The organism is Zoogloea sp., assembly GCF_041914405.1.
In the GTDB taxonomy this organism is placed as follows: Bacteria; Pseudomonadota; Gammaproteobacteria; order Burkholderiales; family Rhodocyclaceae; genus Zoogloea.
Genome location: NZ_JAYSDK010000008.1, coordinates 20,048 through 43,742 on the forward strand (window position 1 = coordinate 20,048; position 23,695 = coordinate 43,742).

General features: G+C 63.8%; 14 protein-coding genes. 2 read left to right on the forward strand and 12 right to left on the reverse strand.

The window, feature by feature from the left end; all coding sequences use genetic code 11:
* Positions 1 to 18 precede the first annotated feature (18 nt).
* The 7 genes from ACE3RX_RS06670 to modD all read right to left on the reverse strand — a co-directional run bounded on the left by ACE3RX_RS06670 (position 19) and on the right by modD (position 12,446).
* Complete coding sequence (locus ACE3RX_RS06670) at positions 19 to 1,299, reverse strand: nucleotide sugar dehydrogenase (RefSeq protein ID WP_374481608.1); 1,281 nt, start codon at positions 1,297 to 1,299, stop codon at positions 19 to 21.
* A gap of 41 nt (positions 1,300 to 1,340) precedes the next feature.
* Positions 1,341 to 4,127 carry an XrtA/PEP-CTERM system TPR-repeat protein PrsT gene (gene prsT / locus ACE3RX_RS06675; protein WP_374481610.1) on the reverse strand — a complete coding sequence of 929 codons (2,787 nt, stop codon included), beginning with the start codon at positions 4,125 to 4,127 and terminating at the stop codon, positions 1,341 to 1,343.
* Positions 4,128 to 4,144: 17 nt separating this feature from the next.
* Complete coding sequence (prsR, locus tag ACE3RX_RS06680) at positions 4,145 to 5,512, reverse strand: PEP-CTERM-box response regulator transcription factor (RefSeq protein ID WP_374481612.1); 1,368 nt, start codon at positions 5,510 to 5,512, stop codon at positions 4,145 to 4,147.
* A 5-nt stretch (positions 5,513 to 5,517) separates the two neighbouring features.
* A complete protein-coding gene (gene prsK / locus ACE3RX_RS06685) occupies positions 5,518 to 7,614 on the reverse strand; it encodes an XrtA/PEP-CTERM system histidine kinase PrsK (RefSeq protein ID WP_374481614.1) in 2,097 nt (698 codons plus the stop codon).
* Between the two features lie 90 nt (positions 7,615 to 7,704).
* The gene (locus ACE3RX_RS06690; protein ID WP_374481616.1) at positions 7,705 to 9,090 is read right to left on the reverse strand and encodes a TIGR03013 family XrtA/PEP-CTERM system glycosyltransferase; all 1,386 of its coding nucleotides are present in this window, start codon (positions 9,088 to 9,090) and stop codon (positions 7,705 to 7,707) included.
* 411 nt (positions 9,091 to 9,501) lie between these two features.
* A complete protein-coding gene (locus ACE3RX_RS06695; protein WP_374481618.1) occupies positions 9,502 to 11,397 on the reverse strand; it encodes a potassium transporter Kup in 1,896 nt (631 codons plus the stop codon).
* A gap of 182 nt (positions 11,398 to 11,579) precedes the next feature.
* Complete coding sequence (modD, locus tag ACE3RX_RS06700; protein ID WP_374481619.1) at positions 11,580 to 12,446, reverse strand: ModD protein; 867 nt, start codon at positions 12,444 to 12,446, stop codon at positions 11,580 to 11,582.
* A 233-nt stretch (positions 12,447 to 12,679) separates the two neighbouring features.
* Here modD and ACE3RX_RS06705 point away from each other — a divergent pair, with 233 nt between their 5' ends.
* Together ACE3RX_RS06705 and ACE3RX_RS06710 are read left to right on the forward strand one after the other, a co-directional pair.
* Positions 12,680 to 13,882 carry a CHASE domain-containing protein gene (locus tag ACE3RX_RS06705; protein WP_374481621.1) on the forward strand — a complete coding sequence of 401 codons (1,203 nt, stop codon included), beginning with the start codon at positions 12,680 to 12,682 and terminating at the stop codon, positions 13,880 to 13,882.
* Between the two features lie 166 nt (positions 13,883 to 14,048).
* Positions 14,049 to 15,989, forward strand: coding sequence for a putative bifunctional diguanylate cyclase/phosphodiesterase (locus ACE3RX_RS06710; protein ID WP_374481623.1), 1,941 nt, complete (start codon positions 14,049 to 14,051; stop codon positions 15,987 to 15,989).
* 126 nt (positions 15,990 to 16,115) lie between these two features.
* Here ACE3RX_RS06710 and ACE3RX_RS06715 read toward each other — a convergent pair whose 3' ends face one another.
* The 5 genes from ACE3RX_RS06715 to ACE3RX_RS06735 are packed head-to-tail and all read right to left on the reverse strand — an operon-like array spanning position 16,116 to position 23,664.
* Positions 16,116 to 17,066, reverse strand: a complete 951-nt coding sequence (locus tag ACE3RX_RS06715) for a response regulator (protein WP_374481626.1) — start codon at positions 17,064 to 17,066, stop codon at positions 16,116 to 16,118.
* The gene (locus ACE3RX_RS06720; protein ID WP_374481628.1) at positions 17,059 to 20,463 is read right to left on the reverse strand and encodes an ATP-binding protein; all 3,405 of its coding nucleotides are present in this window, start codon (positions 20,461 to 20,463) and stop codon (positions 17,059 to 17,061) included. The genes ACE3RX_RS06715 and ACE3RX_RS06720 overlap by 8 nt, the downstream gene beginning before the upstream one ends.
* Positions 20,463 to 21,836: a sigma-54-dependent transcriptional regulator gene (locus tag ACE3RX_RS06725; protein ID WP_374481630.1), complete on the reverse strand. Its 1,374-nt coding sequence runs from the start codon at positions 21,834 to 21,836 to the stop codon at positions 20,463 to 20,465. Before ACE3RX_RS06725 ends, ACE3RX_RS06720 begins: the two co-directional genes overlap by 1 nt.
* On the reverse strand, positions 21,833 to 23,410 hold the full coding sequence (locus tag ACE3RX_RS06730; RefSeq protein ID WP_374481632.1) for a PAS domain-containing sensor histidine kinase: 1,578 nt from the start codon (positions 23,408 to 23,410) through the stop codon (positions 21,833 to 21,835). The genes ACE3RX_RS06725 and ACE3RX_RS06730 overlap by 4 nt, the downstream gene beginning before the upstream one ends.
* Positions 23,407 to 23,664 (reverse strand): PP0621 family protein, encoded by a 258-nt coding sequence (locus tag ACE3RX_RS06735; RefSeq protein WP_374481634.1) that lies wholly within the window; start codon positions 23,662 to 23,664, stop codon positions 23,407 to 23,409. The genes ACE3RX_RS06730 and ACE3RX_RS06735 overlap by 4 nt, the downstream gene beginning before the upstream one ends.
* Between the last annotated feature and the right edge of the window lie 31 nt (positions 23,665 to 23,695).

Genomic DNA, 23,695 nt, shown 5'->3' on the forward strand with positions numbered 1-23,695 from the left:
CACCACGCCCCGCTGCACTCAGAGACGCCAGACCGTCACACCTGCGGCTTCGAGGGCGGACTGATCATAGAAACTCTTGACATCGGAAAACACACCGTTTGGCTCAAGTTTCTCGCTCAGACGCCCTTCGCCCAGCCTGGCGTACTCACTGTGCGCCACAGCTGCCACGATGGCCTTGGCACGCGGCAGATCGTCCCACGCGGTCAGACTGACGCCATACTCATGCTCCGCTTCGCCAGACTCGGCCACCGGATCATGAACGAGCACGTTGCAACCATAACTCTGGAGTTCATGGATAACGTCGATGACCTTGCTGTTACGCAGGTCAGGACAGTTCTCCTTGAATGTCAGGCCCAGCACGATGACGTTGGCACCCTTGATGTTGTGACCCGCTCCGATCATCTGCTTGACAGTCTGCTCGGCCACGTACTTGCCCATGCTGTCGTTGATGCGACGGCCGGCGAGGATGACCTGCGGGTGATAGCCCAACATATCGGCCTTGTGGGTCAGATAGTAGGGATCGACACCGATACAATGCCCCCCCACCAAACCTGGCCGGAACGGCAGGAAGTTCCATTTGGTACCAGCAGCCTGCAGAACTTCGAGGGTATCGATTCCGATCTTGTGGAAAATGACCGACAACTCGTTCATCAGTGCAATGTTCAGATCGCGTTGCGTGTTCTCGATCACCTTGGCAGCCTCGGCCACCTTGATGGAGCTGGCCGGGTAGACCCCAGCGGTGATCACAGATGCGTACGTATCGGCAACCTTCTTCAGGGTTTCAGGAGTGTCGCCCGAAACGACCTTGACGATCTTGGTGAGCGTCCGCTCCTTGTCACCCGGGTTGATCCGCTCAGGCGAATACCCGACGAAGAAGTCTTCCTTCCACTTTAGGCCGGAAAACTTCTCCAGAATGGGAATGCATACCTCTTCAGTAGCCCCCGGATAGACGGTGGACTCATAAACCACCGTCGCGCCACGCTTCAGATGACGGCCAACGCTTTCAGACGACTTGATCAAGGGCGTGAAGTCCGGTTGATGCGCCTCATCCACCGGCGTCGGAACAGCCACGATGATGAAGTCCGCCTCGCCGATCACCTGTGGATCGGTACTGCAAGTGAGATGAACGGCAGCCTTCAGATCCTCGGTGCTGACTTCGCCTGTCGGGTCCACGAAGCGGCCGTAGGCTGCCACTTTGTCGGCAGACAGATCAAAACCGACGGTCCTCGTCTTCTTGCCGAACTCGACGGCCAGCGGAAGCCCCACATAACCGAGGCCGATAACAGCGATGGTACTCATGATCTAATTCCTGCAATAAGGGTAGCGGGTAGTACAAGCCGTTATAGCGTGGCACGCAGCTTTTCGACTTCGGCGCGGATCGGCGTCTTCTCTGGCGCGTTCCTCAACGCCGTATCAAGCTCCCGGCGGGCGCCGTCCTTGTCCCCGGTCTTGATCAACGCCTTGGCCAGGCTGATCCTCAGCTGCGGCATATTGGGTCCGAGACCGACAGCCTTCTTCAGGGTCTCGACCCCCTTGCTGACATCGCCACTCTCGACCTGGAGCACGCCATAGGTATCCAGGACCACAGGGCTGTTGGGTGCCAGGCTAACTGCCTGCTGGGCGACCGAAAGGGCACTGCCATCCTTCAACTTGCCCAACGCCCATGCCAGGTTGTTGAGCAACATGGGGTTCTTCGGTGCAATCTCGAGCATCTGGCGATACTGCTGAACGGCCAAATCATATTTCTGGGCGGTCAGGTTGCTCTCCGCGATATAGGTGCGCAGCATCAGATCCTTCGGATTGGCCTTCGTCCATTCGGCCGCAAGCTTCGCAGCCTCCTGGGTCTGACCTGTGGCAGCCCGGGCCGCGTAGAGCCGGATCACGCCCTGAGGGCTCTTGTCGCGCTGATAGGCTTCACTGTAAGCCGCGACGGCTTCGCTCTTCTTGCCCAGCGCAAACAGGACGTCACCCTCCAGCGCGAAGCCCACAGCAGACTTGCTGTGCTGCTTCTCCACATCCTTGGCAACACGTATCGCCTCATCGCCACGCTTGCTATTCACCAAGACGTTGATGAGACGCTGCTGGGCTTCGATGCTATCGGGCTTGATCGTCAGCGCCTTGCGCAGGGAACGCTCAGCTGCCGCGTTGTCCTTGGCCGCCGCCTGCAAGTCTGCCAGTGCGAGCAGGGGGGTAGGCGCATTGGGTTGCCGCTCCACCAGCTTGCCGTAGGTTGAGATTGCCTGTTGCCGCTCACCTGCAGCAAGCTGAGCTCGCCCCAGCAAATCAAGGACGGTAGGATCGTCCGGAGCTGCTACGGATGCTTCCTGAGCCAGCAAGAGCGCCCGCTTCGTCTCACCGAGCTGAACCAGCATACGCACCAGCGCGACACGGATGGGCAGGGCAGTCGGGATCTCGGCAAGCCCTTTCTCGAGTACGGCTTGTACGTCTTTCGTGCCGCCACCGGTCATGGCCAGCAGCTCGGCATGCTGGAGATAGCCCTCGGGAAGCTTCTTGTTCTTGCTCGTGAAATCCTCGTAGCGCTTGCGTGCGGCAGCCGGGTTCTTATCTCCTACGTCAAGGCGAGCCAGATTGCTGACCGCCGGGAGGAAATCCGGCTTCAGCTCCAATGCCTTCTCGAAGGCCTTGCGTGCGCCAGCTGCATCGCGGCTGGCCATATACACCCCGCCCTTCAGATTGAAGGTCACGGGGTCCGTCGGCCGCTTCTTCTCCAGGGTCTGTACGGCCGTCATCGCCTTCGCCGCTTCGCCACGTCGCAGGTGAGCCATGATGAGCGCGATATCTGCCTGGACGTTCTCCGAATCGAGCGCAGATGCTGCTTCCAGATCCTGGAAGGCGCGGTCTGTTTCTCCCGCTGCCAGACGGGACACGCCGAGGCGGGTCCGATACTGGGCATTCTTCGGGTCAGCTTGACTGGCCCGGCCGAAATACTCTTCGGAACGGGTGAAATCGCCGTTCATCGCATAGACCTGACCGGCCAGATTCAGCACGGCCAAATCGTCCCCAGCGCTCTTCAGCAAAGGCTGCAACGCTTCGAGTGCCTTCGCCGGCTCCTGCAGACCCATATATGTCGCAACCAGCAAGCGCCGCGCCAACAACTGGTTTGGCGACTTCTCTAGCACCTTGGCAAGGCTCTCCCGCGCCTGCGCGAAGTCGCGCCGCTGCAACTGCAGGCTGCCAGCCAGCACCAGCGCCGGCGTGTAGTCCGGAGCAACCCGCAGCACCTGCTGGATTGCATCGTATGCTTCCTTGGACTTGCCATTCCTCACATCGAGGAAGGCCTGCAGATAAAACGCCAAGGGGTGATTAGGCGCGACCTTCTTCAGATCCTGAAGCTTATTCTGCGCAACCTCCAGCTTGTTAGCCCGCAACAGCTGCCCGATCAGGCTCTGATAGGCCACGAGATCAGTAGGCCGGGCAGCAATGACCGCCTCGAATTCCGGAATGGCCTCCTCAAACCGGCCCAGCGCAAGCAAGAGGTCACCACGCAGGCTGTGCGCCTCAGGTAGCCGGGGAGCGTCCTTGATGATTGCATCGGCATCGGACAGGGCGCCCTCCAGATCACGCCCGCCAGCCTTGACTTTGGCCAGGCCAACACGCGCCATCGGGAAATCACGCACCTCGCCGAGGGCCTCCTTGTAGGCATCCACAGCTGCTTCGCGCTTGCCCTGGGCAAGCTCGGCCGAGCCGACGGAAGCCAGCAAGGCTGCCCTCGCTTCCGCCTGGGAAAGCTTCTGGTCCTTGAGTTCGGTCAGTACCCGTGTCGCCTGACCGCTCAGAATCAGACTTTCTGCCAGTTTCGGCACAACGAGATCCGGGGAGAAACCAAGATCAAGGGCACGCTTGAACTCCTTCTCGGCGTCCGCATAACTGCCTTGCAGGAAATTCACCTGCCCCATCAGGTAGCGCGCTTCGGCCAAACTGGGATTCTTTTGCAGCGCATTCTTCAGCTGGATGGTCGCCGCATTGGTATCGTTCTTTGCCAGATATTCCTTGGCTGAGGCGACCATCGACTCCGGGTTGCCTCCACAGGCCACCAGAAGAAGAGCACACAAGGCACTCACGGCGGTATTGCGCACTTTGCTGCCACGCTTGAACGAAGAACGCATCTGCAGGGGTCCTTGAGTCACGTTGAAATCTCTTTCTTCAAACCAAAGCGGTTCATCAAATCGTATAGGGTCGGACGGCTGATGCCCAGGACCTCTGCCGCACGGGCCACGTTGCCATTGACCCGGGCCATGACCCTTACCACTGCGCGACGCTCGGCCTCCTCACGCACGACCCGCAGGTTCAGCGCCTCCAGTTCCTCGTCGGGATTCACGCCAAGGCCCACATCATCGGCAGTGATGCAGTTCGCATCAGCCATGATGACTGCTCGCTTGATGGCATTTTCAAGTTCCCGAATATTGCCCGGCCAGCGGTGAGACTCGATGCTGTGCACCGCATCATCGGTAAGGCTCATCGACCCGCGGCCATGCTCGCTAGCGAAACGCTGAACGAAAGCATGGGCAAGCAGCACCGCATCACCGTCCCGGTCCCTCAGCGCGGGAATGTCCACCACGATTTCGGCAAGGCGGTAATAGAGGTCCTCCCGGAAACGCCCGGCCTGGATCAGGCCCTTCACATCCTGGTGTGTCGCGCAGATGATGCGCACATCGACGGGGATTTCCTCACGGCCACCGATGCGCTCGATGACGCGCTCCTGAAGGAAGCGCAGTAGCTTGGCCTGAAGCGGCATCGGCAGGTCACCGATTTCATCGAGGAACAGAGTGCCCTTGTTGGCGACCTCGATCTTGCCCAGCGTCTGTTTCACGGCCCCGGTGAAGGCCCCCTTCTCGTAGCCAAACAATTCGCTTTCGAGCAGGTTTTCCGGGATGGCCGCGCAGTTAATGGCAACGAAGCGTTCATTGCGGCGAGGCGACAGCTCGTGCAGCCCCCGAGCCAGCACTTCCTTGCCAGTGCCGCTCTCGCCGAGCAACATGACCGTGACGTTCGCCGAGGCAACCTTCTCGATCAGGCGGCATACCCGCAACATGCCGGGGTCCCGCGTAATCACGCCTGACAACGCACTGCCCTGCTGGATCTTGAGCTTGCGGTTATCCTGCTGAAGGTCATACAGACGCAGCGCACGATCAAGCGTCAGGGCCAGCAACTCAGGCTCGAAAGGCTTGGCGAAGAAATCGTAAGCCCCCATGCCCACGGCCCGCACCGCATTTTCCCGGTCGTGCTGGCCGGTCAGCACCACTACCTTGGTATCCGGCGCCAGCGCCAGGATCTCGCCAAGGAGCTTGAAACCCTCGGTCACGTCATCAGGCGCAGGCGGAAGCCCCAGATCCATCGTCACGACCGCCGGCTCATGGCGCCGCAATTGGGCAATGGCCTCTTCCCGGTCGGTTGCGACCACCGTCTCGTACTGATCGAAGGCCCAGCGCATCTGCTTCTGCAGTGCAGGATCGTCCTCGACAATCAACAAAGTCCTGCGTTTATCACTCATATCGACTACTCAGCCAATGCTTCGATTCCGGCGTTCTGGGTTTGCCCTGCCAGCGGCAGGCGGATGTCGAATCGGGAGCCAACCCCAACCTCGCTCTGCACCGTAAGGGTACCCCCGAGTTCATTCACATACTGCTGGGACTCGTAAGCCCCGATACCCATCCCGCTGGACTTAGTCGTCTGGAAAGGCCTGAACAGCTGTTCCCGGACGAAGGCTTCCGACATTCCCGACCCGGAGTCGCACACGGCGATGCGGGCGAAATTACCCTCCTGGGATAGCTCCACCGACACACTACCATGCTCGGGTGTCGCGTCGAGTGCATTTTGCACGATGTGGCCGAGTATCCGCTCCAAGCGCTCCGCATGGGCGAGAACCGTCAGATCCGGCGCCCCGGCGAGCATCACAGGGCACGGCTTGAACATGCGCCTGGACTGGATGATGTGCTCGATGACAGTCTTGAGCTGGACCGGCCGACGCTGATTGATGGGTGTCTTCTCCATCAGCTGGGTCATCAGCCCCCGCATTCGCGTCTCCACATGCCTGACCGTATCCAGCATATCCGCCTGGAATTCCGGATTATCCTTGTGACGCTCTGCATTGCGCAACATGAGCGACAACTGGGCAACCAGATTCTTTAGGTCATGGACCACGAAAGCCGACATACGGTTGAATGCGTCGAACTTGCGCGCCTCGATCAACGCCTCAGCAGTTTGCATGCGCGCGATATAACTGGCGGCCTGCCGACCCGCGATCTTGAGCAGGTCAAGCACCTCCCAGTTGACATCCACCGGCGTTCGCGGCGTCAGCAGGATCACGAACCCCACCAGCGCTCCAGATGAAATCAGGGGCACAATCAACCACATGTCGGCCAGTTCGGATGCCCACGCCGGCATCGGCATACCTGAGCCGGATGACAGGCCGCTGCGCATTTCCTCCAGATTAACAACCCACTCCCGCTCCAACAGGAAACGGCAAAACTCCGAGTCGGATTGCTCCCGGAGACCATAGTCGGGCATGTTGAGCCTCGCCTGCTGGCAATAATTGCCATTCAAATCACACAGCCAAACCCCTCCCCCAGGACTCTCGACGAGATCAGCAAGCGCCTTGACGACCGACTCGCCCAGCGTCAGCCCATCACCAGCCACCGACAGGGACTGGGTCACGCTCAGCCATTCCTTCCGGTAGTCATAGCGGTACGCAAAGAAATGCTTTGCCAGCAGCACCCGCAGTCGCGCCCTGAAGGCGCCAGACACCGCCAGCACACAGAGGAACAGCACTCCACTGAACAGCAGCGCCAGCTGTAGCGCCTCCCCCCATTCGCCGCCGAAATAACGCATGTAGTAACCGGCTGCCGCGATCAGCAGGAGATACAGACCCGACCCCGCCAAGGCCGTCGAATGGAACACCACATGACGGGATACCGACACCCGCAGGGTCCAGTCCGGATTCCGCGATGCGGAAATCACAAGCAAGGGGATGGTCAAGGTATGGGCGAAGCCGCGCACGCTCCAAGTCACCGGATCAATCCGGGTGAACAGAAGCGTATCTGCATACAGATAAACGTCGAAGGCAAACAGGCTGCCAATTGCGAGCGCCAGGGGCTTGATGCCCCAGCGGTAGCGCTCCGACACTGCGCGATAGAAAAGCTCTAGCAGGACGAGTCCGAACACCGAGGACAGCAGGGAGGTTGCCGCCCAGGTGCGCATCGGGGTGCCATAGACCGGCAGACCGAGACTGAAGCAGATGACACCACCGGCGGCCAGAGCGACAACGGCCGAAGCCCCAGGAGCCGGCCAGCGCGGCATCCCGTCATTGCTACCCTCGGCCGAGGGCTGCGACAGCAGAGCCACCAGGAAGCTGAACCAGGCAGCCAGACGCAACACATCGAAGACATTGGCCAGATGGAACAGCCAGCCCCACCCCGACGCCGAGAAAGCCCAGTTTGCAGCGGCCCACAGGGCCTCCATGATCGCCGCGGCGATCAGCAGCGCCCCGCTCCGGCCCTTCCTCCACGCCACCGCCAGATAAAGCCCGAATACCGCATGGACGATGGCCGCGAACGCGTAACTCCAGACCGATACTTGGGACAGGACGAATTCCATCAGATCTCAGCAGAAAGGCACATGCTCCCGGCACACGGGAGCATTGGAGCTCACCCCGTCACGGGTGACAACAGAGCAACTGACGGAGAATCAATGCGCGCCGTCGCCCGTCAACACCACTCTCACGGTCTCGAAAAGCACCACTGTATCGAGGAACAATGTGTGATTCTTCACGTAGTACAGATCGTACTGCAGTTTGTTGATCGCATCATCCACGGAGGAACCGTACTGATAACGGACCTGGGCCCAGCCGGTCACGCCCGGCTTGACGCAATGACGGACAGCGTAGAACGGAATATCCTTGGTCAGCTGATCGACGAAGAAGGGGCGTTCGGGGCGCGGCCCAACCAAACTCATGTCGCCCTTGAGGACGTTGAACAGCTGCGGCAACTCATCGATACGGACCTTGCGAATGAAGCGGCCGATCCGTGTCACGCGATCATCGTTGGCCGCAGCCCAGCGAGGTTTGCCATCCCGCTCCGCATCCCGGCGCATGCTGCGGAACTTGGTGACCTTGAAAAGTCGCCCACCGAGTCCGACACGTTCCTGGCGGTAGAACACCGGCGCACCGTCCTCGATGACGATCGCCAAAGCCGCCAGCACCATGACCGGCGCAGCCAGCACGAGCAACACGAGGGAAGCGACGATGTCGAAAACCCGCTTGACCATTGTACGGGCCCAGCCCTGCCGGAAACCTTCGCCATAGATCAGCCAGCTGGCCCGCAGGGAGTCAATACGCACCTGACCACGCACCCGCTCGAAGAAGCTGGACAGATCCAGCACCTTGATGCCAGCCATCTTGCAGTCGAGTAGTTCTCGCAGGGGAATCACACCACCCCGACGTTCCTTGACCGCAACGATGATCTCATTGACCCGCAGCTCATTGGCTGCGGCCAGCAGGTTGCCTTCGAAATGGACGATCCGCTTCGGATCGACCCTGACGTCGTCATTGCTGCCGGCAGGATAGAAACCCACCACCTGAAGGCTGGAACTGCCGGGATGAGTCAGCGCGTGCTCGACAGCAACAGCATCCGCGCCTGTCCCGATAACCATGATTCTCTTGACCAAAACGCCTGCCCCTGCACGCCGCACAGCCAATCCCCGCGCGGCAACCACCAGCCCCAACAGGATGATGACGTTCAACTCCATTGCCTCATGGGCGAAAACCCCCCAAGGCAACACCCGAAACACGCCATAAGCCACCGGCACGCTCAGTGCGATGGAGATGGCCACGCGCATCAGGGTTTCACGCCACTCACCACCGAAGCCAACCCGATATAGACCGAGCGCCCCGTTGAGAATCATCATTGCCACGGCAAATACCAACGCCGACGGCACAACGGAGAACATGAGCTCCCCATTCACCTTGTCTTGCACCACGAACACGACAATCACCGCAACAAACAACAACAGCGCATCGAACAGCAACTGCAATACGGTGTTGGAAGGTACGTAATGATTGAAGAGTTTCAGCATCCCGAGCCCCGATCGTTTTTCCAATACGACCGCCCATGCAAATTGCATTGGGCGATCAAGCGCAGAGACCTTCGCAGCGCACAAAAAAGCGGCACATTATCTATGAAGACGGCGTGAAGGTCATGCCGATTGTGCACTGCAAATTTGCCAAATGCGTGAAACCCTGCGCACTCGAACGATAGCCCCAGGCGCCCGAAACACCCGTGATACCTGTCACACGGGCAATGACATTTCAGCCATCGCGATGCCCACAACGGGCCGACACCCTAACTCGATCAGCATGAAATAAATTCTCAACAAAAAAACAACACTATGATTAATATTGTTTTTTAAACATCACTCCACTTTTCAAAAAAGCACCTAAAAAACTTCGCCCCAACAAAAAGAGAACAACGACATAACCCAAAAAGATCAAAGCTCAATTTGGGTACCAAATTCAACCACCCGGTTTGCCGGGATACAGAAAAAATCAGCCGCGCTGTGCGCATTCCTGAAAAGCAGGATGAACAACCGCTCCCGCCACAAGCCGATGGAAGTGCCGGTCCTCGGAATCAGAGTCTCCCTCCCCAGGAAGAACGAGGACTCCATCAGCTCGAAGGGTAGTCCCTGCCCCTCACACATCGCCAACGCAGCGGGAATGTCCGGATCGTCCTTGAAACCATAACGGACGAAGACCCGATAGAAGCCGAAATCCAGTTCCTCCACCCTGACCCGCTCCGTATCCGGCACGTAGGGAATGTCATCGGTCACCACGTTCACCAGCACCACCCGGGCATGCAGGACCTTGTTGTGCAGCAGATTGTGCAGCAGCGCGCGAGGCACACCGTCAGGCGCGGTGGTCATGAACACCCCGGTTCCCGGCACCCGCAAAGGCGGATCGTGGAACATCGACTGGATGAACAGGTCGAGGGGCATCGTGTCCTGGCGCATCCGCTCCGAGAGCGCCGCCCGCCCCCGTTTCCAGGTCATCAGCAGCGTATGCACTGCCAAGCCCATTGCCAGCGGAAACCAGCCGCCGTCGAAGATCTTGACGCTGTTGGCCGCGAAGAAGCCGAAATCGACCGTGAAGAACAGGGCCAGGAAGGCCACTGCGGGCGCCCAGCGCCATTGCCACAGGGCCCGCACAACGACGAAGGCGAGGACCGTGTCGATCATCATCGTCAGGGTCACCGCAATGCCGTAGGCCGAGGCCAGCGCACTGGACGAGCGAAAGCCGATCACCAGCGCCACCACGGCGCCGAGCAGCAGCCAGTTCACATTGGGCACATAGATCTGCCCCATCTCCTTGTCGGAGGTGTGGACGACATGGATCCGCGGCGAGTAGCCCAGTTGCACGGCCTGCTTGGTGAGGGAGAAGGCACCCGAGATCACGGCCTGGGAGGCAATGATGGTGGCCAGCGTCGACAGGCCGACCATAGGCAGCAACAGGGGCTCCGGCACCAGCAGGTAGAAGGGGTTGGCCACGGCCTTCGGGTTGTCAAGGATCAGCGCCCCCTGCCCCAGATAGTTGAGGTACAGGGCCGGGAACACGTAGCCGAACCAGGCAACCTTGATCGGTCGCCGGCCAAAATGACCCATATCCGCGTAGAGCGCCTCGCCGCCGGTGATCGCCAGAACGACCGCCCCCAGGGCCAGGAAGCCGATCCAGTGGTTGTCGGCAAAGAAGCTGATCGCATAGACCGGATTGATGGCTCGCAGCACATCGGGGTGACGGGTGATGTTCATGGCACCAAGCACCCCGAGGGTCGTGAACCAGAAGAGCATCACTGGCCCGAACACCGCGCCGACCCGCGCCGTTCCCTTGCTCTGGATCACGAACAGGCCGATCAGGACGATCAACGAGATAGGTAGCACATAAGGCTTGAAGGCCGGGGTCACTACCTCCAGACCCTCCACCGCCGACAACACCGAGATGGCCGGCGTGATCACACCGTCCCCGTAGAACAGCGCTGCGCCGAACAGCCCCAAGCCGGCCATTGCCGCCCCCAGGCGCGGTGACTTGCTGGTGCGCAGAGCAAGGGACGTCAGGGCCATGATGCCGCCCTCCCCCCGATTGTCGGCCCGCATGATGTACACGACGTACTTGAGGGACACGACGATGGTCAGCGCCCAGAAGACCAGGGACAGGATGCCCAGCACATTGTCAGGCGTCACCGGCACCGCGTGGGGGCCGTTGAAGACCTCCTTCATCGTGTATAGCGGGCTCGTGCCGATGTCGCCGAACACCACCCCCATCGCCGCCAACGCCACCGGCAGGACCTGCATACGGGACTGCTTCTCTTGCCCGGAGGCAAGCACTGTACTCATACGGCTCTCCTGAAACACCTCCGGGCGGATCTCTGGATCCCTCCGGGGAATTCGCCGCCGGTACTTGGAGTACCGGCGATCTGACCCCGGGAGCGGGCCCATCGGCGATGTCCCGCCACGCTCGGGGCCGAGATACTACCGCATCGCAACAAGAGCAGGCGTCGGAACGCGACGGAGGGACTTCATGCCTCGGGCAGTTCGAAGGAGACTGCAACGTCCGCGGGGGGCGCCGCATAGGGAGCGGATGTCACCAACAGGTCTGCCCCCGCCGCGACGAATGCCTCCGCATTGTCCGCCTTGACGCCACCCGCAGCGGCAAGCAGCGGTACTCCATGCTGCCTTGGCACAAGCTCGTCCAGCAGTTGCCGGCACGCCGCCACCTGCTCGACCGAGAATTTTTCCAGCTGCAGCACATCGGCGCCGGCCCCGGCCCATTCGCGGGCCTCCTCGACACTCCCAACCTCCACGACGATCTTCTTCTCCGGCTCCCGGGCCCGCAGGCGCGCAACGGTCTGGACGGGCGTCTCACCCACGAACAGCCGGTGCTCGGCAAACACCAGCAGGGACTCGGACAGGCCCAGCCGGTGGATCGTCGCCCCCCCTGCCCGCACGGCCTTCACCGACATGGCTTTCGCGCCCGGCACGTTCTTCCGCGTACACGCCACCGCCACCCGACGCCCACCAGCCTCAGCAGCCTTGACGATGGCCGCGGCCGCTCCTGCCAGGCCACTGGCCCACTCCATCAGCACCTGCGCCGTCTTCCAGGCGGCGTGCAGTGCCGCGGCCTGCCCTTCAGCTTCAAGCAGCAGACGCCCGGCCTCTACGTGGCTACCTGACGGCACCCACAGGCGCGCCCGTGCGCCAGCCAGTTGGAACAGACGTGCCGCCTCCTCGGAACCACAGACGGTCATGGCCCCACGGGCACGAAACACCACTCGCCCTTCCCTCATGCCAATGCCCAGCGACTCGGTGGTCAGGTCACCGCATGACACATCGTCGGCGAGCAGCGCCAGCAGCGTTGCATCCGGCAAGTTGAACGAAGACATCATCAGGACTCCCGAAATCGACGACCGAAACAACACGAGAGCACCGATGATACTCGCCGGGCGCTTTAACGCAGCCGATGCGGAGTACGCCACGGCAACCCGGCGGTTGCCCTCCCATGACAAAATGGGCACGGCTACAATATCGGCGACTTGCCGCACGGAACCCGGGTTCGCGCAGAAATGCCCTTGACCGCCATCGGCTTTCGACCCTAGCAACCCGAAACCGCCAAAAGCCCATGCCTTTTCCCCCGCGGATACAGCAGATCGCCGGAATTGCCGTCGCCTACGCGATATGCGGCCTGATCGCGCTCCATATCGCGATCCCGCCTGGCTACGTCGCTCCACTGTACCCCCCCGCAGGAATCGCGCTAGCCTGCATGCTGATCTATGGCCGGGGGATCTGGCCGGCCATCTTCATTGGCGCGGCAGTCACCAACGTCGAGGCTGTGCTGCGCGCCGGACTCGGCGGCATCAACTGGGTCATGCCCCTGTGCGTCGCCACCGGCTCCGTGCTGCAGGCCCTAGCCGGCGTTGCGCTGGTCAGGCGCTGGGTCGGGTTCCCGAACGCGCTCGACAGTGCCAGCGCCATCCTGCGCTTCTTCTTCCTCGCCGCCCCGCTGAGCTGCGTGATCAGTGCCAGTGTCGGCGTCGGCGCCCTGTCCCTGCTGGGTTCGGTGCCAGCGTACGACTCCGTTTTCAGCTGGTGGAACTGGTGGGCCGGGGACTCGATCGGAATTCTCATCGCCGCGCCACTTATCTTCGCCTTCTGGGGCCAGCCCCGGGGCGACTGGGCACCGCGCCGGCTGGGGCTGGCGGTTCCGATGGGCATCGCGCTGATCCTGCTGGTCGGCCTGGAAATCCAGATCGGGCAATGGGAGCGCCAGCGCCTGCAGTCCCGTTTCGAGAGCGATGCCCACTTCCTTTCCAACCTGCTGGGCAACCGTCTTTCGGAATACCTGTCGGTCCTCCAGTCTGCCGAGCGGGTCATGGTCGCGGCCCCAGGGCTGGACGAAGAAGGCTTCCAGCAGTTCGCTGCCTCGTGGCTCAGGCGCCTCGGCGGACTGCAAGCCATCGGCTGGATTCCCCGTGTCTCCGGCGGGCAGCGCCCGGCGTTCGAGCGCAGCGCCGCAGGTAGCGCCAACGAAGCCGGCTTCCGCATCCTCGACCGCGGGCTGTCCAACGAGCTCTACCCGGCCGGGTCCCGGCCCGAGTATTACCCGGTTCGCTTCGTCGCCCCCCTGGAATCCAACCGGCGCGTCGTCGGCGTGGACGTGTCCACCATCCCGGCCAGCGCCGAAGCCATGCTGCGCACCAGCGCCGACGGCAAGGCCGCCGCATCACGGGCGTTCGAACTCACCCAGGAGACGGAAGGCATGGCGGGGGTCGTGCTCTATCAACGCACCAACCAACACGGCCGCCCCCCCCCCGGCCGCCCCTGACGGCTTCGTCTTCCTCGCCCTGCGCATCGGTGATGTCGTTGCCAACGCCCTGCGCGGCCATGAACTCCCAGGCATTCATTATTGCCTCACCGAAAACGCCCGTAACGCAGCGGTCGGTCGCCCGCTCGCCGGACTGCTGGGCTGCCCGCCAACCGGGGCCACTGGCATGGACGGGCTCTCACCATGGGTGGAGAACATCGAATTCGGCGGCCAGGCCTGGACGCTGACCCTCACCACCGACTCGAGCTACGCCTTCCGTCACCGGGGCTGGGAAGCATGGACGCTGCTCGCCATCGGCCTGCTGAGCACCGGGGTCCTCGGCGCCTTCCTACTCACCACCACCGGACGCGCGCGGCGCATCGAGGAACTCGTGGAACGGCGAACCACCGAGCTGGCAGAGGCCGGCCACCGTCTCGTCGAACAACAGGCAGTCCTCACCCACGCCGAGCGGATTGCCCGCCTGGGCAGCTGGGAGACCAATCTAGCGAGTGGCCGTAGCCACTGGTCCGCCGAGCTGTACCGCATCCTGGGCCTACCCGCCGACACCGCCAGCACGCCGCAAAACCTCCTCGCGGCCATTCATCCGAACGATAGGGCACTGCTGCAGGACACCCTCGAGCGGGTGGGTCAGGGGCAGGCCAGCGCCAATCTGGATGTGCACCTGGCCTGTGCCGGCCGGGAAGGACAGATCGTCCATTTCAGCATCGAAGCGACGCCGGCCCTGGATGGCTCGCGTACCCTGCGCGGCACCGTCCAGGACGTCTCGGAAAGCCGTGCCGCCGAAGCACACATCCACTACCTAGCCCACTACGACACCCTGACCGGCCTGCCCAACCGCAGCCTGTGGATCAACCGCGCCGAGCAGGCCCTGGCCTTCGCGCGGCGCAACCATACCTGCGTCGGCGTGCTTTTCCTCGATCTGGACAACTTCAAGAAGGTCAACGACACCCTCGGCCATCCGACCGGCGACCGCCTGCTGTCCGCTGCCGCCACGCGCCTGTCCGAGTGCCTGCGCGACGAGGACGTGCTGGCCCGTCTCGGCGGCGACGAGTTCGTCGTGCTGCTTCCCCAACTGACCCGCGCCGACGATGCGGCCACCGTGGCCCGCAAGCTGCTCGACAGCCTCGCCCTGCCCTTCGACATCGACGGGCAGGAACTTACCGTCAGCACCAGCATCGGCATCGCCCTCGCACCGGACAACGGCACCGACGTGGACGTCCTCCTGAAACATGCGGACACCGCCATGTACGACGCCAAGAATGAAGGGCGCAACGACTTCCGCTTCTTCACCCAGGACATGAACAGCCGCGCCTACGCGCGCCTGATGCTCGAGAACGCGCTGCGGCGGGCCATCGAACGCAACGAACTGGTGCTCGAATACCAGCCTCAGTGGGAAATGCCTGGCCAACGCCTGATCGGCGTCGAGGCCCTGGTGCGCTGGGACAGCCCAGAGCGCGGCCGGGTCCCGCCGGGGGAGTTCATCCCCCTCGCCGAGGAAACCGGCCTGATCCACGCCATCAGCGATTGGGTGCTCCACGAAGCAGCCCGCCAGCAGGCAGTCTGGCGCGACGCCGGCCTGCCCCCGCTGACCATCGCCATCAACATCTCGGCATTGCAGTTCCGCCGCCCGGGTTTCATCGACCGGCTGCGCCACGCCCTCAACCACTGGCAGGTACCGCCCGGCAGCTTCGAGCTGGAAATAACCGAGAGCGCGCTGATGCAGCCCAACAGCGAAACCGAGCAGCAGTTCGCCACCCTGCGCAGCCTCGGCGTCGGCCTTGCGCTGGACGACTTCGGTACCGGCTATTCGAGCCTGTCCTACCTCAAGCGTCTGCCGCTGACCCGCCTGAAGATCGACCGCTCCTTCGTGCAGGATCTGCCCGGCGACCCGGAGGACGCCGCGATTGCCGCCGCCACGCTGTCGATCGCCCGCGACCTGGGCCTTGAAGTCGTCGCCGAAGGTGTCGAAACCGAGGCCCAGCGCGACTTCCTGCTCGAACGCCAGTGCCACGTGATGCAGGGCTTTCTGCTCGCCCACCCCCAACCCGCCGTGGACATCACGCGCCTGCTGCGTGCCGAAGCCGGACGCAGCCTGGTGTCGGCCTGAACATCCCCGCCCATTGCTTCCTTGCGGAGGTTCCTGTTGTAGGGGCGAATTCATTCGCCCACCGGGCGCCGTTCAAGCTCTGTGGGCGAATGAATTCGCCCCTACAGTTCAGCGCCCAGGGTCAGCCTAGCCCTCTCCTGCACCACCGGCGCGGATACGCGCCATCGCCACCGACGCCGCCGCGGTGCGGTTCTCAACCCCCAGCTTGGCGAAGACGTGCTCCAGGTGCTTGTTGACGGTGCGCGGGCTGGAACCGAGGATCTCGCCGATATCCGGGCTGGTCTTGCCCTTGATCACCCAGTACAGCACTTCGGCCTCGCGGTTGGTCAGGCGGAAGGCGCCCATCAACGCGTCGAGCACCGCCGCGTCCGACTCCTCGCGCAAGCTCACCAGCCACTCATTGTCACCGGTCCGGTCGTGCAACGTAAAGATCAGCCGGCGCGCCCCCTGATTCAGAGACAGGGGTGGAAACTCGTGCCCCTCGCCACGGGCGCGGCCGGAAGACTGCACCCAGGCCATCACCGGCGGCGGCGCCTGGTCTTCCAAACCTTCCACGCCCTCGAAATAGATCTGCATCAGCTTCCTCGCCAGCGGCGTCTGCCATACCACCCGGCCGCTCTCCGGGCGGATCGCCAGGGTCGCCTGGCCGAAGGCATCCAGCGCGCTGCGCGCCTGCTTCATCAGGCGCGCGCTCTGCATGTGGGCGGCGATGCGGGCCAGTACCTCCTGCGGGCGGATCGGCTTGGTCACGTAGTCCGCCCCACCGGCGGCGAAGGCCGCCACCACATGCTCGGTCTCGGTCAGCCCGGTCATGAAGACGATGGGGATGTGGCGCGTCGTGAAATCGGCCTTCAGTCGCCGTGCCACCTCGAAGCCATCCATGCCCGGCATCATCGCGTCAAGCAAGATCACGTCGGGCAGGCTCTGGCGTGCCCGCTGCAGCGCCGTCTCGCCGTTGGTGGCGACCAGCACCGTGTAGCCGGATTCATCAAGGGCGTCGTGGAGCACCGACAGGTTCTCCGGAATGTCGTCCACGATCAGCACGAGGTCGGAATTGAGCCGGTCGAAATCAGACATGGCGGGCTTTTTCCAGCAACGGAGGAATAGCGTCGAGGCGGAAGCCGCGGGTCAGCTCGCGCACTTCGGCCACAAAGGGGGCGTAGGCCGGATCGGCCGCTTCGATGTCGGCCAGGCGAGCCAGGATGCCCTTCACATAGCCAAGCTCAACCTGGTGCGCCAACGGCTCCAGCAGCGCGGCCGGCGGCGCGATCCAGCCGACCAACGGTGCGATGGGCAGCGCGTCCCCGGACTCCAGCCACTCGAGGCCCAGTCGCTGCCCGATCCAATCCAACAGTTCGTTCACCTGCACCGGCTTGAGAATGAAGTCCGCGGCACCGATCCCCAGGTCGTTGTCGTCGCTGTGCAGGCCCCGCTCGTAGGCATTGGCCGAGATGATCGCCACCGGCGTCCCGCCGTAGGCGCCAGCGCGAAGGCGGCGCACCGTCTCCCAGCCATCCATGCCCGGCATCGCCAGGTCCATGAAGACCAGGTCGGGCCGGAACTCCGGCAGCACATTGAGGCATTCCTGCCCGGACGATGCCTGGGCCAGCACGAAGCCAAGGGGCTCCAGCAAGGTGATCAGGAACTCCCGATCCACCCGCTCGTTGTCCACGATCAGGATGCGCCGCCGCTCGCCGCGGTAGCCCAGCCGGTTGCGGCGCGGCAACTGGCGCGTCGCCAGCTCGTCGCGCAGCTGCGGCAGGAACAGGCGCACGCGGAAAGTGGTGCCGACGCCCGGTTCGCTCGTCACCGTCAGCTCGCCGCCCATCACGTCGGCGAACATGCGGCTGATCGTCAGCCCCAGCCCGGCCCCGCTGGCCCCCTGGGCCGAGCTGCCACGGGAAAAGGGTTCGAAGATGCGCTCGATCTCGGCCGCCGAGATGCCCGGCCCCGAATCCTCGATCTCGAAGGTCGCCATCTCCATGCGGTAGGCAAAGCGCAGGCTGATATGGCCCCGGGCGGTAAACTTCACCGCGTTGCCAAGTAGGTTGATGAGGATCTGGCGCAGGCGCTTCTCGTCGGCGCGCAGGAAGGCCGGCAACTCGCCCTTCGGCTCGAAGCGGAACTCCAGCCCCTTGTTGCGCGCCTGCAGTTCGAACATACCGACGATCTGCGCGATGAAATCGCGGAAATCCAGCGGCTTCACATCCAGCGTCAGCTTGCCCCCCTCGATGCGCGCGATATCCAGCGTGCCTTCGATGACCGACAGCAGGTGATCGCCGCTGCGGCGGATCACGTTGATCGCCTGGCGGCGGTGCACCGGGATAGAGTCGTCGCCGTCGAGGATCTGCGCATAACCGAGGATGCTGTTCAACGGCGTACGCAGTTCGTGGCTGATCGCCGTGATGTAGCGGCTCTTGGCCTGGTTGGCCAGGTCGGCCACCTGCTTGGCCTTCTGCAGCTGTTCGTCGGTACGCCGGTGGGAGTCGATCTCGCGCATCAGCAGGTGGGTCTGACGGTTCGACTCTTCCTGGGCCACCTGACGGCTCTTGTGGGTCAGCACCAGCCACCACACCACCAGCCCGGCCAGCAGCAACAGCGCGGCGTAGCCTTTCAGGAAGGCCAGTCGCAGGGCCGGCGCGAACTCCTGCGCGCTGGCGCCGAGCAGGCTGAGACCATGGTAATGCAGCAACCACATCAACAGCGCCAGCCCCGGCGCGATAACGCCCATCAACAGCAGGTAGTGGCCGAGCCCGGTCTCCAGGTAAGGCCACACCGAGCGCGGCAGCAGGCGCCGCATCGCCGCGGACCACTGGGCCGAGAGGCGCGCCTCCGGCTTGCACAGGTCGTTGCAGCGGGCGTCCAGCGAACAGCACAGGGAGCAGATGTCGCCCTGGTAGGCCGGGCAATGGGCCAGGTCATCGGCCTCGTACTCGCTCTCGCAGATCGCGCAGCGGCGCGTACCGCCGGCTGCCGACGGCGCTGGCCGGCGCGCGATATAGTAGCGTCCGCCGGTGGCCCAGGCGATCAGCGGCGCGGTGATGAAAGCGACCACCAGCGCGATGAGAGCCGAGAAGGCCGCCGCGTCCGGCCCGAACACGCCCAGGTAAGCCGCCACCGACAAGATCGACGCGATACCCATCGCACCGACACCGACCGGATTGACGTCGAACAGGTGGGCGCGCTTGAACTCGATACCCGGCGGCGACAGCCCCAGCGGCTTGTTGATAACGAGGTCAGCGACCACCGCCATCATCCACGAGATGGCCACGTTGGCATACAGGCCGAGTACCTTGCCGAGGGCCTGGAAGACGTCCAGTTCCATCAGCATCAACGCGATCAAGGTATTGAAGACCACCCACACCACCCGCCCCGGATGGCTGTGGGTCAGCCGCGCGAAGAAGTTCGACCAGGCCAGCGAGCCGGCGTAGGCGTTGGTGACGTTGATCTTGAGCTGGGACACCACGACGAACAGCGCCGTCGCCCCCACCGCCCAGTGCAGGCCGGGAAACACGTATTCGTAGGCGGCCAGATACATCTGGTTGGGGTCCACTGCCCGGTCCGCCGGCACCGAGTTGCTGATCGCCAGATAGGCCAGCAGCGCGCCGCCGAGCATCTTGACGACCCCCGGCAGCACCCAGCCCGGTCCGCCGACCAACACCCCGCCCCACCAGCGCCAGCGGTTGGCCGGCGTCTTCTCGGGCATGAAGCGCAGGTAGTCGGCCTGCTCGCCCATCTGCGTCATCAGCGCGATGCCCACCGTCAGCGCGGCGCCAAAGGCCCGCATGTCGAAATCCGCCCCGACACCATGCTCGCCGCCGTAGGAGACAATGCCATGCAGTACATCCGGGCGTTCGCTGAACACGAAGACGTAGGGCACCACCAGCATCAGGATCCACAGGGGCTGGGTCCACGCCTGCAGGCGGCTGATCGCCGTCACACCGTGGGTGACCAGCGGGATCACCACCACCGCGCACAGCAGGTAGCCCCAGGCCGGCGGGATGTCGAAGGCCAGGTCCAGCGCGTAGGCCATGATCGCCGCTTCAAGGGCGAAGAAGATGAAGGTGAAGGACGCGTAAATCAGCGACGTAAGCGTCGAACCGATGTAGCCGAAGCCAGCGCCGCGGGTCAGCAGGTCCATGTCCACGCCGTAGCGCGCCGCGTAAACGCTTATCGGCAGGCCGGCGAGGAAGATGATCAGCCCGGCAGCGAGGATCGCCCACAGCGCGTTGCTGAAGCCATAATCCACCAGGAGCGTAGCGCCGACTGCCTCCAGCACCAGGAAGGAGGCTACGCCGAAGGCCGTGTTGGCGACCCGCCATTCCGACCAGCGTCGGAAGCTGCGCGGAGTGAAGCGCAGCGCGTAGTCCTCGATGGTTTCACGGGCGACCCAGGCGTTGTAGTCACGCCGGACCTTGACCACCCGCTGGACGGCTTCCGGCTCCACCGCGGCCGCCGCTATCTCGGCGTCCATCACTCCTTCATGCCCAACCGTTCCAAGCGATAGCGCAGGGAACGGAAGGTCACGCCCAGGTGGCGGGCCGCCGCAGTGCGATTGCCACCCGATTTCTCCAGTGCCTCCTCGATGGCGTGGCGCTCGACCTGGTCGAGGTAGTCCTGCAGATCGGTGCCCGTCGGGGCCGTAGCGACGGCCGGGCTGCTCTCGCCGATGTCGGCCGGATCAAGCAGCAAATCGTCCGCCTCGATCAGATTGCCGCTAGAGAGCGCCAGCGCCCGCTCCAGGATGTTCTCCAGCTCCCGCACATTGCCCGGGAACGAATAGGCCGCCAGGGCCTTCACCGCCCCTTCGCTGAGGCGGGCCACCGGCAGGCCCGACGACTCGGCCAGGCGTTCGAGGAGGATTTCCGCCAGGCGCGGGATGTCCTCGCTGCGCTCCCGCAGCGCCGGCATGCGCAGCTCGATGACGTTGAGGCGGTAGAACAAATCCTGGCGGAAGCGCGAGGCCTCCACCATGGCCTTCAGGTTCTGGTGGGTGGCGCTGAGGATGCGCACGTCCACCGCCGTCTCGACGGTGTCGCCGAGGCGGCGGAATTTCTTCTCCTGAATCGCCCGCAGCAGCTTGACCTGCATCGCCAGCGGCAGGTCGCCGACCTCGTCGAGAAACAGGGTGCCGCCGTGGGCGGCCTGGAAGAAGCCTTCCCGGTCCGAGTCGGCACCGGTGAACGCCCCCTTCTTCGCCCCGAAGAACTCGCTCTCCATGAGGCTCTCCGGGATCGCTCCGCAGTTCACCGCCACGAAGGGGGCCGCCGCGCGGGGGCCCAGATCGTGGATCATCCTTGCCGCGCGCTCCTTGCCGCTGCCGGACTCGCCCGAGATGAAGACCGGGGCCTGGCTGCGGGCCAGCTTCTCGATCAGCGAGCGCACCTGCACCATCGCCGGCGAATCGCCGATCAGGCTGGAGCTGTCCTTGTGGTGGGCCTCGCCCTCCTTGGCCGACACAGAAAAGACGGACTTCACCAGGGCCCGCAGCTGGTCGATCGACACCGGCTTGGCCAGGTAGTCGAAGGCGCCGGCCTTCAGGGCCGTCACTGCGTTGTCCATGCTGCCGAAGGCGGTGATCACCGCCACCGGCAGGTCGCGGACGTTCTCCGAGATATAGCGCACCAGTTCCAGGCCGTCGCCATCGGGCAGGCGCATGTCGGTCAGGCACAGGCGATAGCGCTTCTCGCCAAGCAGGCGCCGGGCTTCGGCCAGGTTGGCCGCCCCGTCGCTGGCCAGGCCAAGGCGCAGCAGGGTCAGTTCGAGCAGTTCGCGGATGTCGTCTTCGTCATCGACGATCAGGACGTCCGGGCCGCTGGAGCGGTTACGTCTTTCGTGCTGGATCATGGTTTCACGCGTCCAATGATGCGGAAATGGGCGCCGGACGAGGCTACGCCAGGCTGGCACAGTTCGAGCACCGCGCCGTTGGCTTCGGCCAGCTCCCGGGCGATGTAGAGGCCCAGGCCGGTCCCTTTCGAATGGGTGGTGAAAAACGGTTCGAAGACCTGCGTCCGAAGCTCCTCGGGAATCCCCGGGCCATCGTCGGACACATCCAGCGCCACGCGGCCGTCATCGCAGGGCGCTGCCGCAATTGTCACCGCAGCCGGCTGGCCGCTGCAATGGCGGCGCGCATTGCCAACAAGATTCCACAAAATCTGGCGCAGGTGGGTGCGGTCCATCGCAATCTGGAGTTCAGGACCGACCCGATTGACGACGATGCCCGGTGCATCGTCCGCGTGGGCCACCGCGAACTCTTCCAGAAATTCGTCCACGAAGTCGCACAGTGGCAAGGCTTCCGGCAGCGCCTCGTCGCGCCGGCCGAGGGCCAGCACGTCGCCGACCAGGCGGTCGATACGCTGGGCGTTGTTGCCGATGATACGGATCAGGCGAGCCTGCATGTCGCTGCGCTTCTCGTCGCGCAGCAGTTCCGCCGCCTGGTAAACCGAGGCCAGCGGATTGCGGATCTCGTGGGCGATGCTGGCGGTCAGCCGCCCCAGCGCAGCAAGCTTGACCTGCTGGATCTGGCGGTGGATGCGGTCGTAGTCTTCCAGGTAGATCAGCGTCTCGCCGGCCTCGCCGGCAGGAAGCAGGCGTGCCAGCAAGGTCTTGCCGGTCAACTCGGCGCGGACCCGCCGCGCCGAATCCGCGCTGTTCGTGCCGCGTTGCAGCTCCCGAGCCAGGGCCGGCGCACAGGCCGCCAGCACGGCGCCGTCCTGCAGCGCCGGGCCCAGCAGCGCAGCGGCCTGGGGGTTGTAGTGGCGTACGACGCCCTCCTCACCGACCACCAGTACGCCGTCCTGCATGTCCTGGATGATCTGCCGGTTGAGGCGCAACTGGCTGGCCAGGTCGGCCCCGCGCTGGCGGGCCAGGTTTTCATTGGCGATCGCCCGCAAAGCCAGCAGTCGCGCCACCTGGGCAATGGCGAAGAAGCCGATGCAGGTCACACCAACCGTGAAGAAGTCAGTCAGCGGCCTGCCGGACAGCAGGCGCAGTGTGTTCTCGAGCAGCACTGCCAGCGTCGCGTAAGACGCGTAGAACAGCACCATGCGCCCCTGCCCGACCAGGCCGGCACCGGCCAACGCCACCAGGATGAGGATCGGCATGCCGCTGCGGTAGCCGCCGCTGGCCCACATGATCAGCGTCAGCAGGGTGATGTCCACCAGCACCTGCAGGGTGACCACGCGGTTCATGCCCAGCAGGCGGGCGGCGTCGGGGAAGCCGAGGATCAACACCGCCGCCAGATAGGCGAAGGCGGCGCCGAAGAACAGGGTCGGCGAATCGCTGCCAAGCTGCAGCGCCCGCCCAGCCACCACGAACAACCCGGCCAGCACCAGGCGGAACAGGTTGAGATAACGCAGCGGCTGGCTACGGTCGTCGTCCGGCGGAAAACTGCCCTCGAGGGGCGCGGAACCGGCGCTCACGGGCGGGCGCCGAGGCGGCGATGCTCCTCCGAGCAAAAGAAGCGGCCGCCGCTCGTCACACCTTCGCTCTCCGGCACATGCACGCCGCAATGGGCGCAGGCCACCATCTGCTCGATCTCGCCGACCGGCGCCTGGCTCGCCGGCTGCTCCGGCGCGGAATCTCCACCCTCCTCCCGTCGCGGGCCACCCCGCAGGGCGCGACGAACGTAGAAAACAGCCAGCAGGAACAGCACAAACAGCAGGATATTGCGCAAGACAGAGGCCTCCGGGGATTTCCGGGGCAGT

What these genes read in the sequence shown, in the direction of transcription:
- prsT (WP_374481610.1), bottom strand. Translation starts at nt 4,127, where the DNA reads ATGCGTTCTTCGTTCAAGCGTGGCAGCAAAGTGCGCAATACCGCCGTG.
- ACE3RX_RS06725 (WP_374481630.1), bottom strand. Translation starts at nt 21,836, where the DNA reads ATGATCCAGCACGAAAGACGTAACCGCTCCAGCGGCCCGGACGTCCTG.
- ACE3RX_RS06710 (WP_374481623.1), top strand. Translation starts at nt 14,049, where the DNA reads ATGGACGGGCTCTCACCATGGGTGGAGAACATCGAATTCGGCGGCCAG.
- prsR (WP_374481612.1), bottom strand. Translation starts at nt 5,512, where the DNA reads ATGAGTGATAAACGCAGGACTTTGTTGATTGTCGAGGACGATCCTGCA.
- ACE3RX_RS06720 (WP_374481628.1), bottom strand. Translation starts at nt 20,463, where the DNA reads ATGGACGCCGAGATAGCGGCGGCCGCGGTGGAGCCGGAAGCCGTCCAG.
- modD (WP_374481619.1), bottom strand. Translation starts at nt 12,446, where the DNA reads ATGATGTCTTCGTTCAACTTGCCGGATGCAACGCTGCTGGCGCTGCTC.
- ACE3RX_RS06670 (WP_374481608.1), bottom strand. Translation starts at nt 1,299, where the DNA reads ATGAGTACCATCGCTGTTATCGGCCTCGGTTATGTGGGGCTTCCGCTG.
- prsK (WP_374481614.1), bottom strand. Translation starts at nt 7,614, where the DNA reads ATGGAATTCGTCCTGTCCCAAGTATCGGTCTGGAGTTACGCGTTCGCG.
- ACE3RX_RS06705 (WP_374481621.1), top strand. Translation starts at nt 12,680, where the DNA reads ATGCCTTTTCCCCCGCGGATACAGCAGATCGCCGGAATTGCCGTCGCC.
- ACE3RX_RS06690 (WP_374481616.1), bottom strand. Translation starts at nt 9,090, where the DNA reads ATGCTGAAACTCTTCAATCATTACGTACCTTCCAACACCGTATTGCAG.
- ACE3RX_RS06695 (WP_374481618.1), bottom strand. Translation starts at nt 11,397, where the DNA reads ATGAGTACAGTGCTTGCCTCCGGGCAAGAGAAGCAGTCCCGTATGCAG.
- ACE3RX_RS06715 (WP_374481626.1), bottom strand. Translation starts at nt 17,066, where the DNA reads ATGTCTGATTTCGACCGGCTCAATTCCGACCTCGTGCTGATCGTGGAC.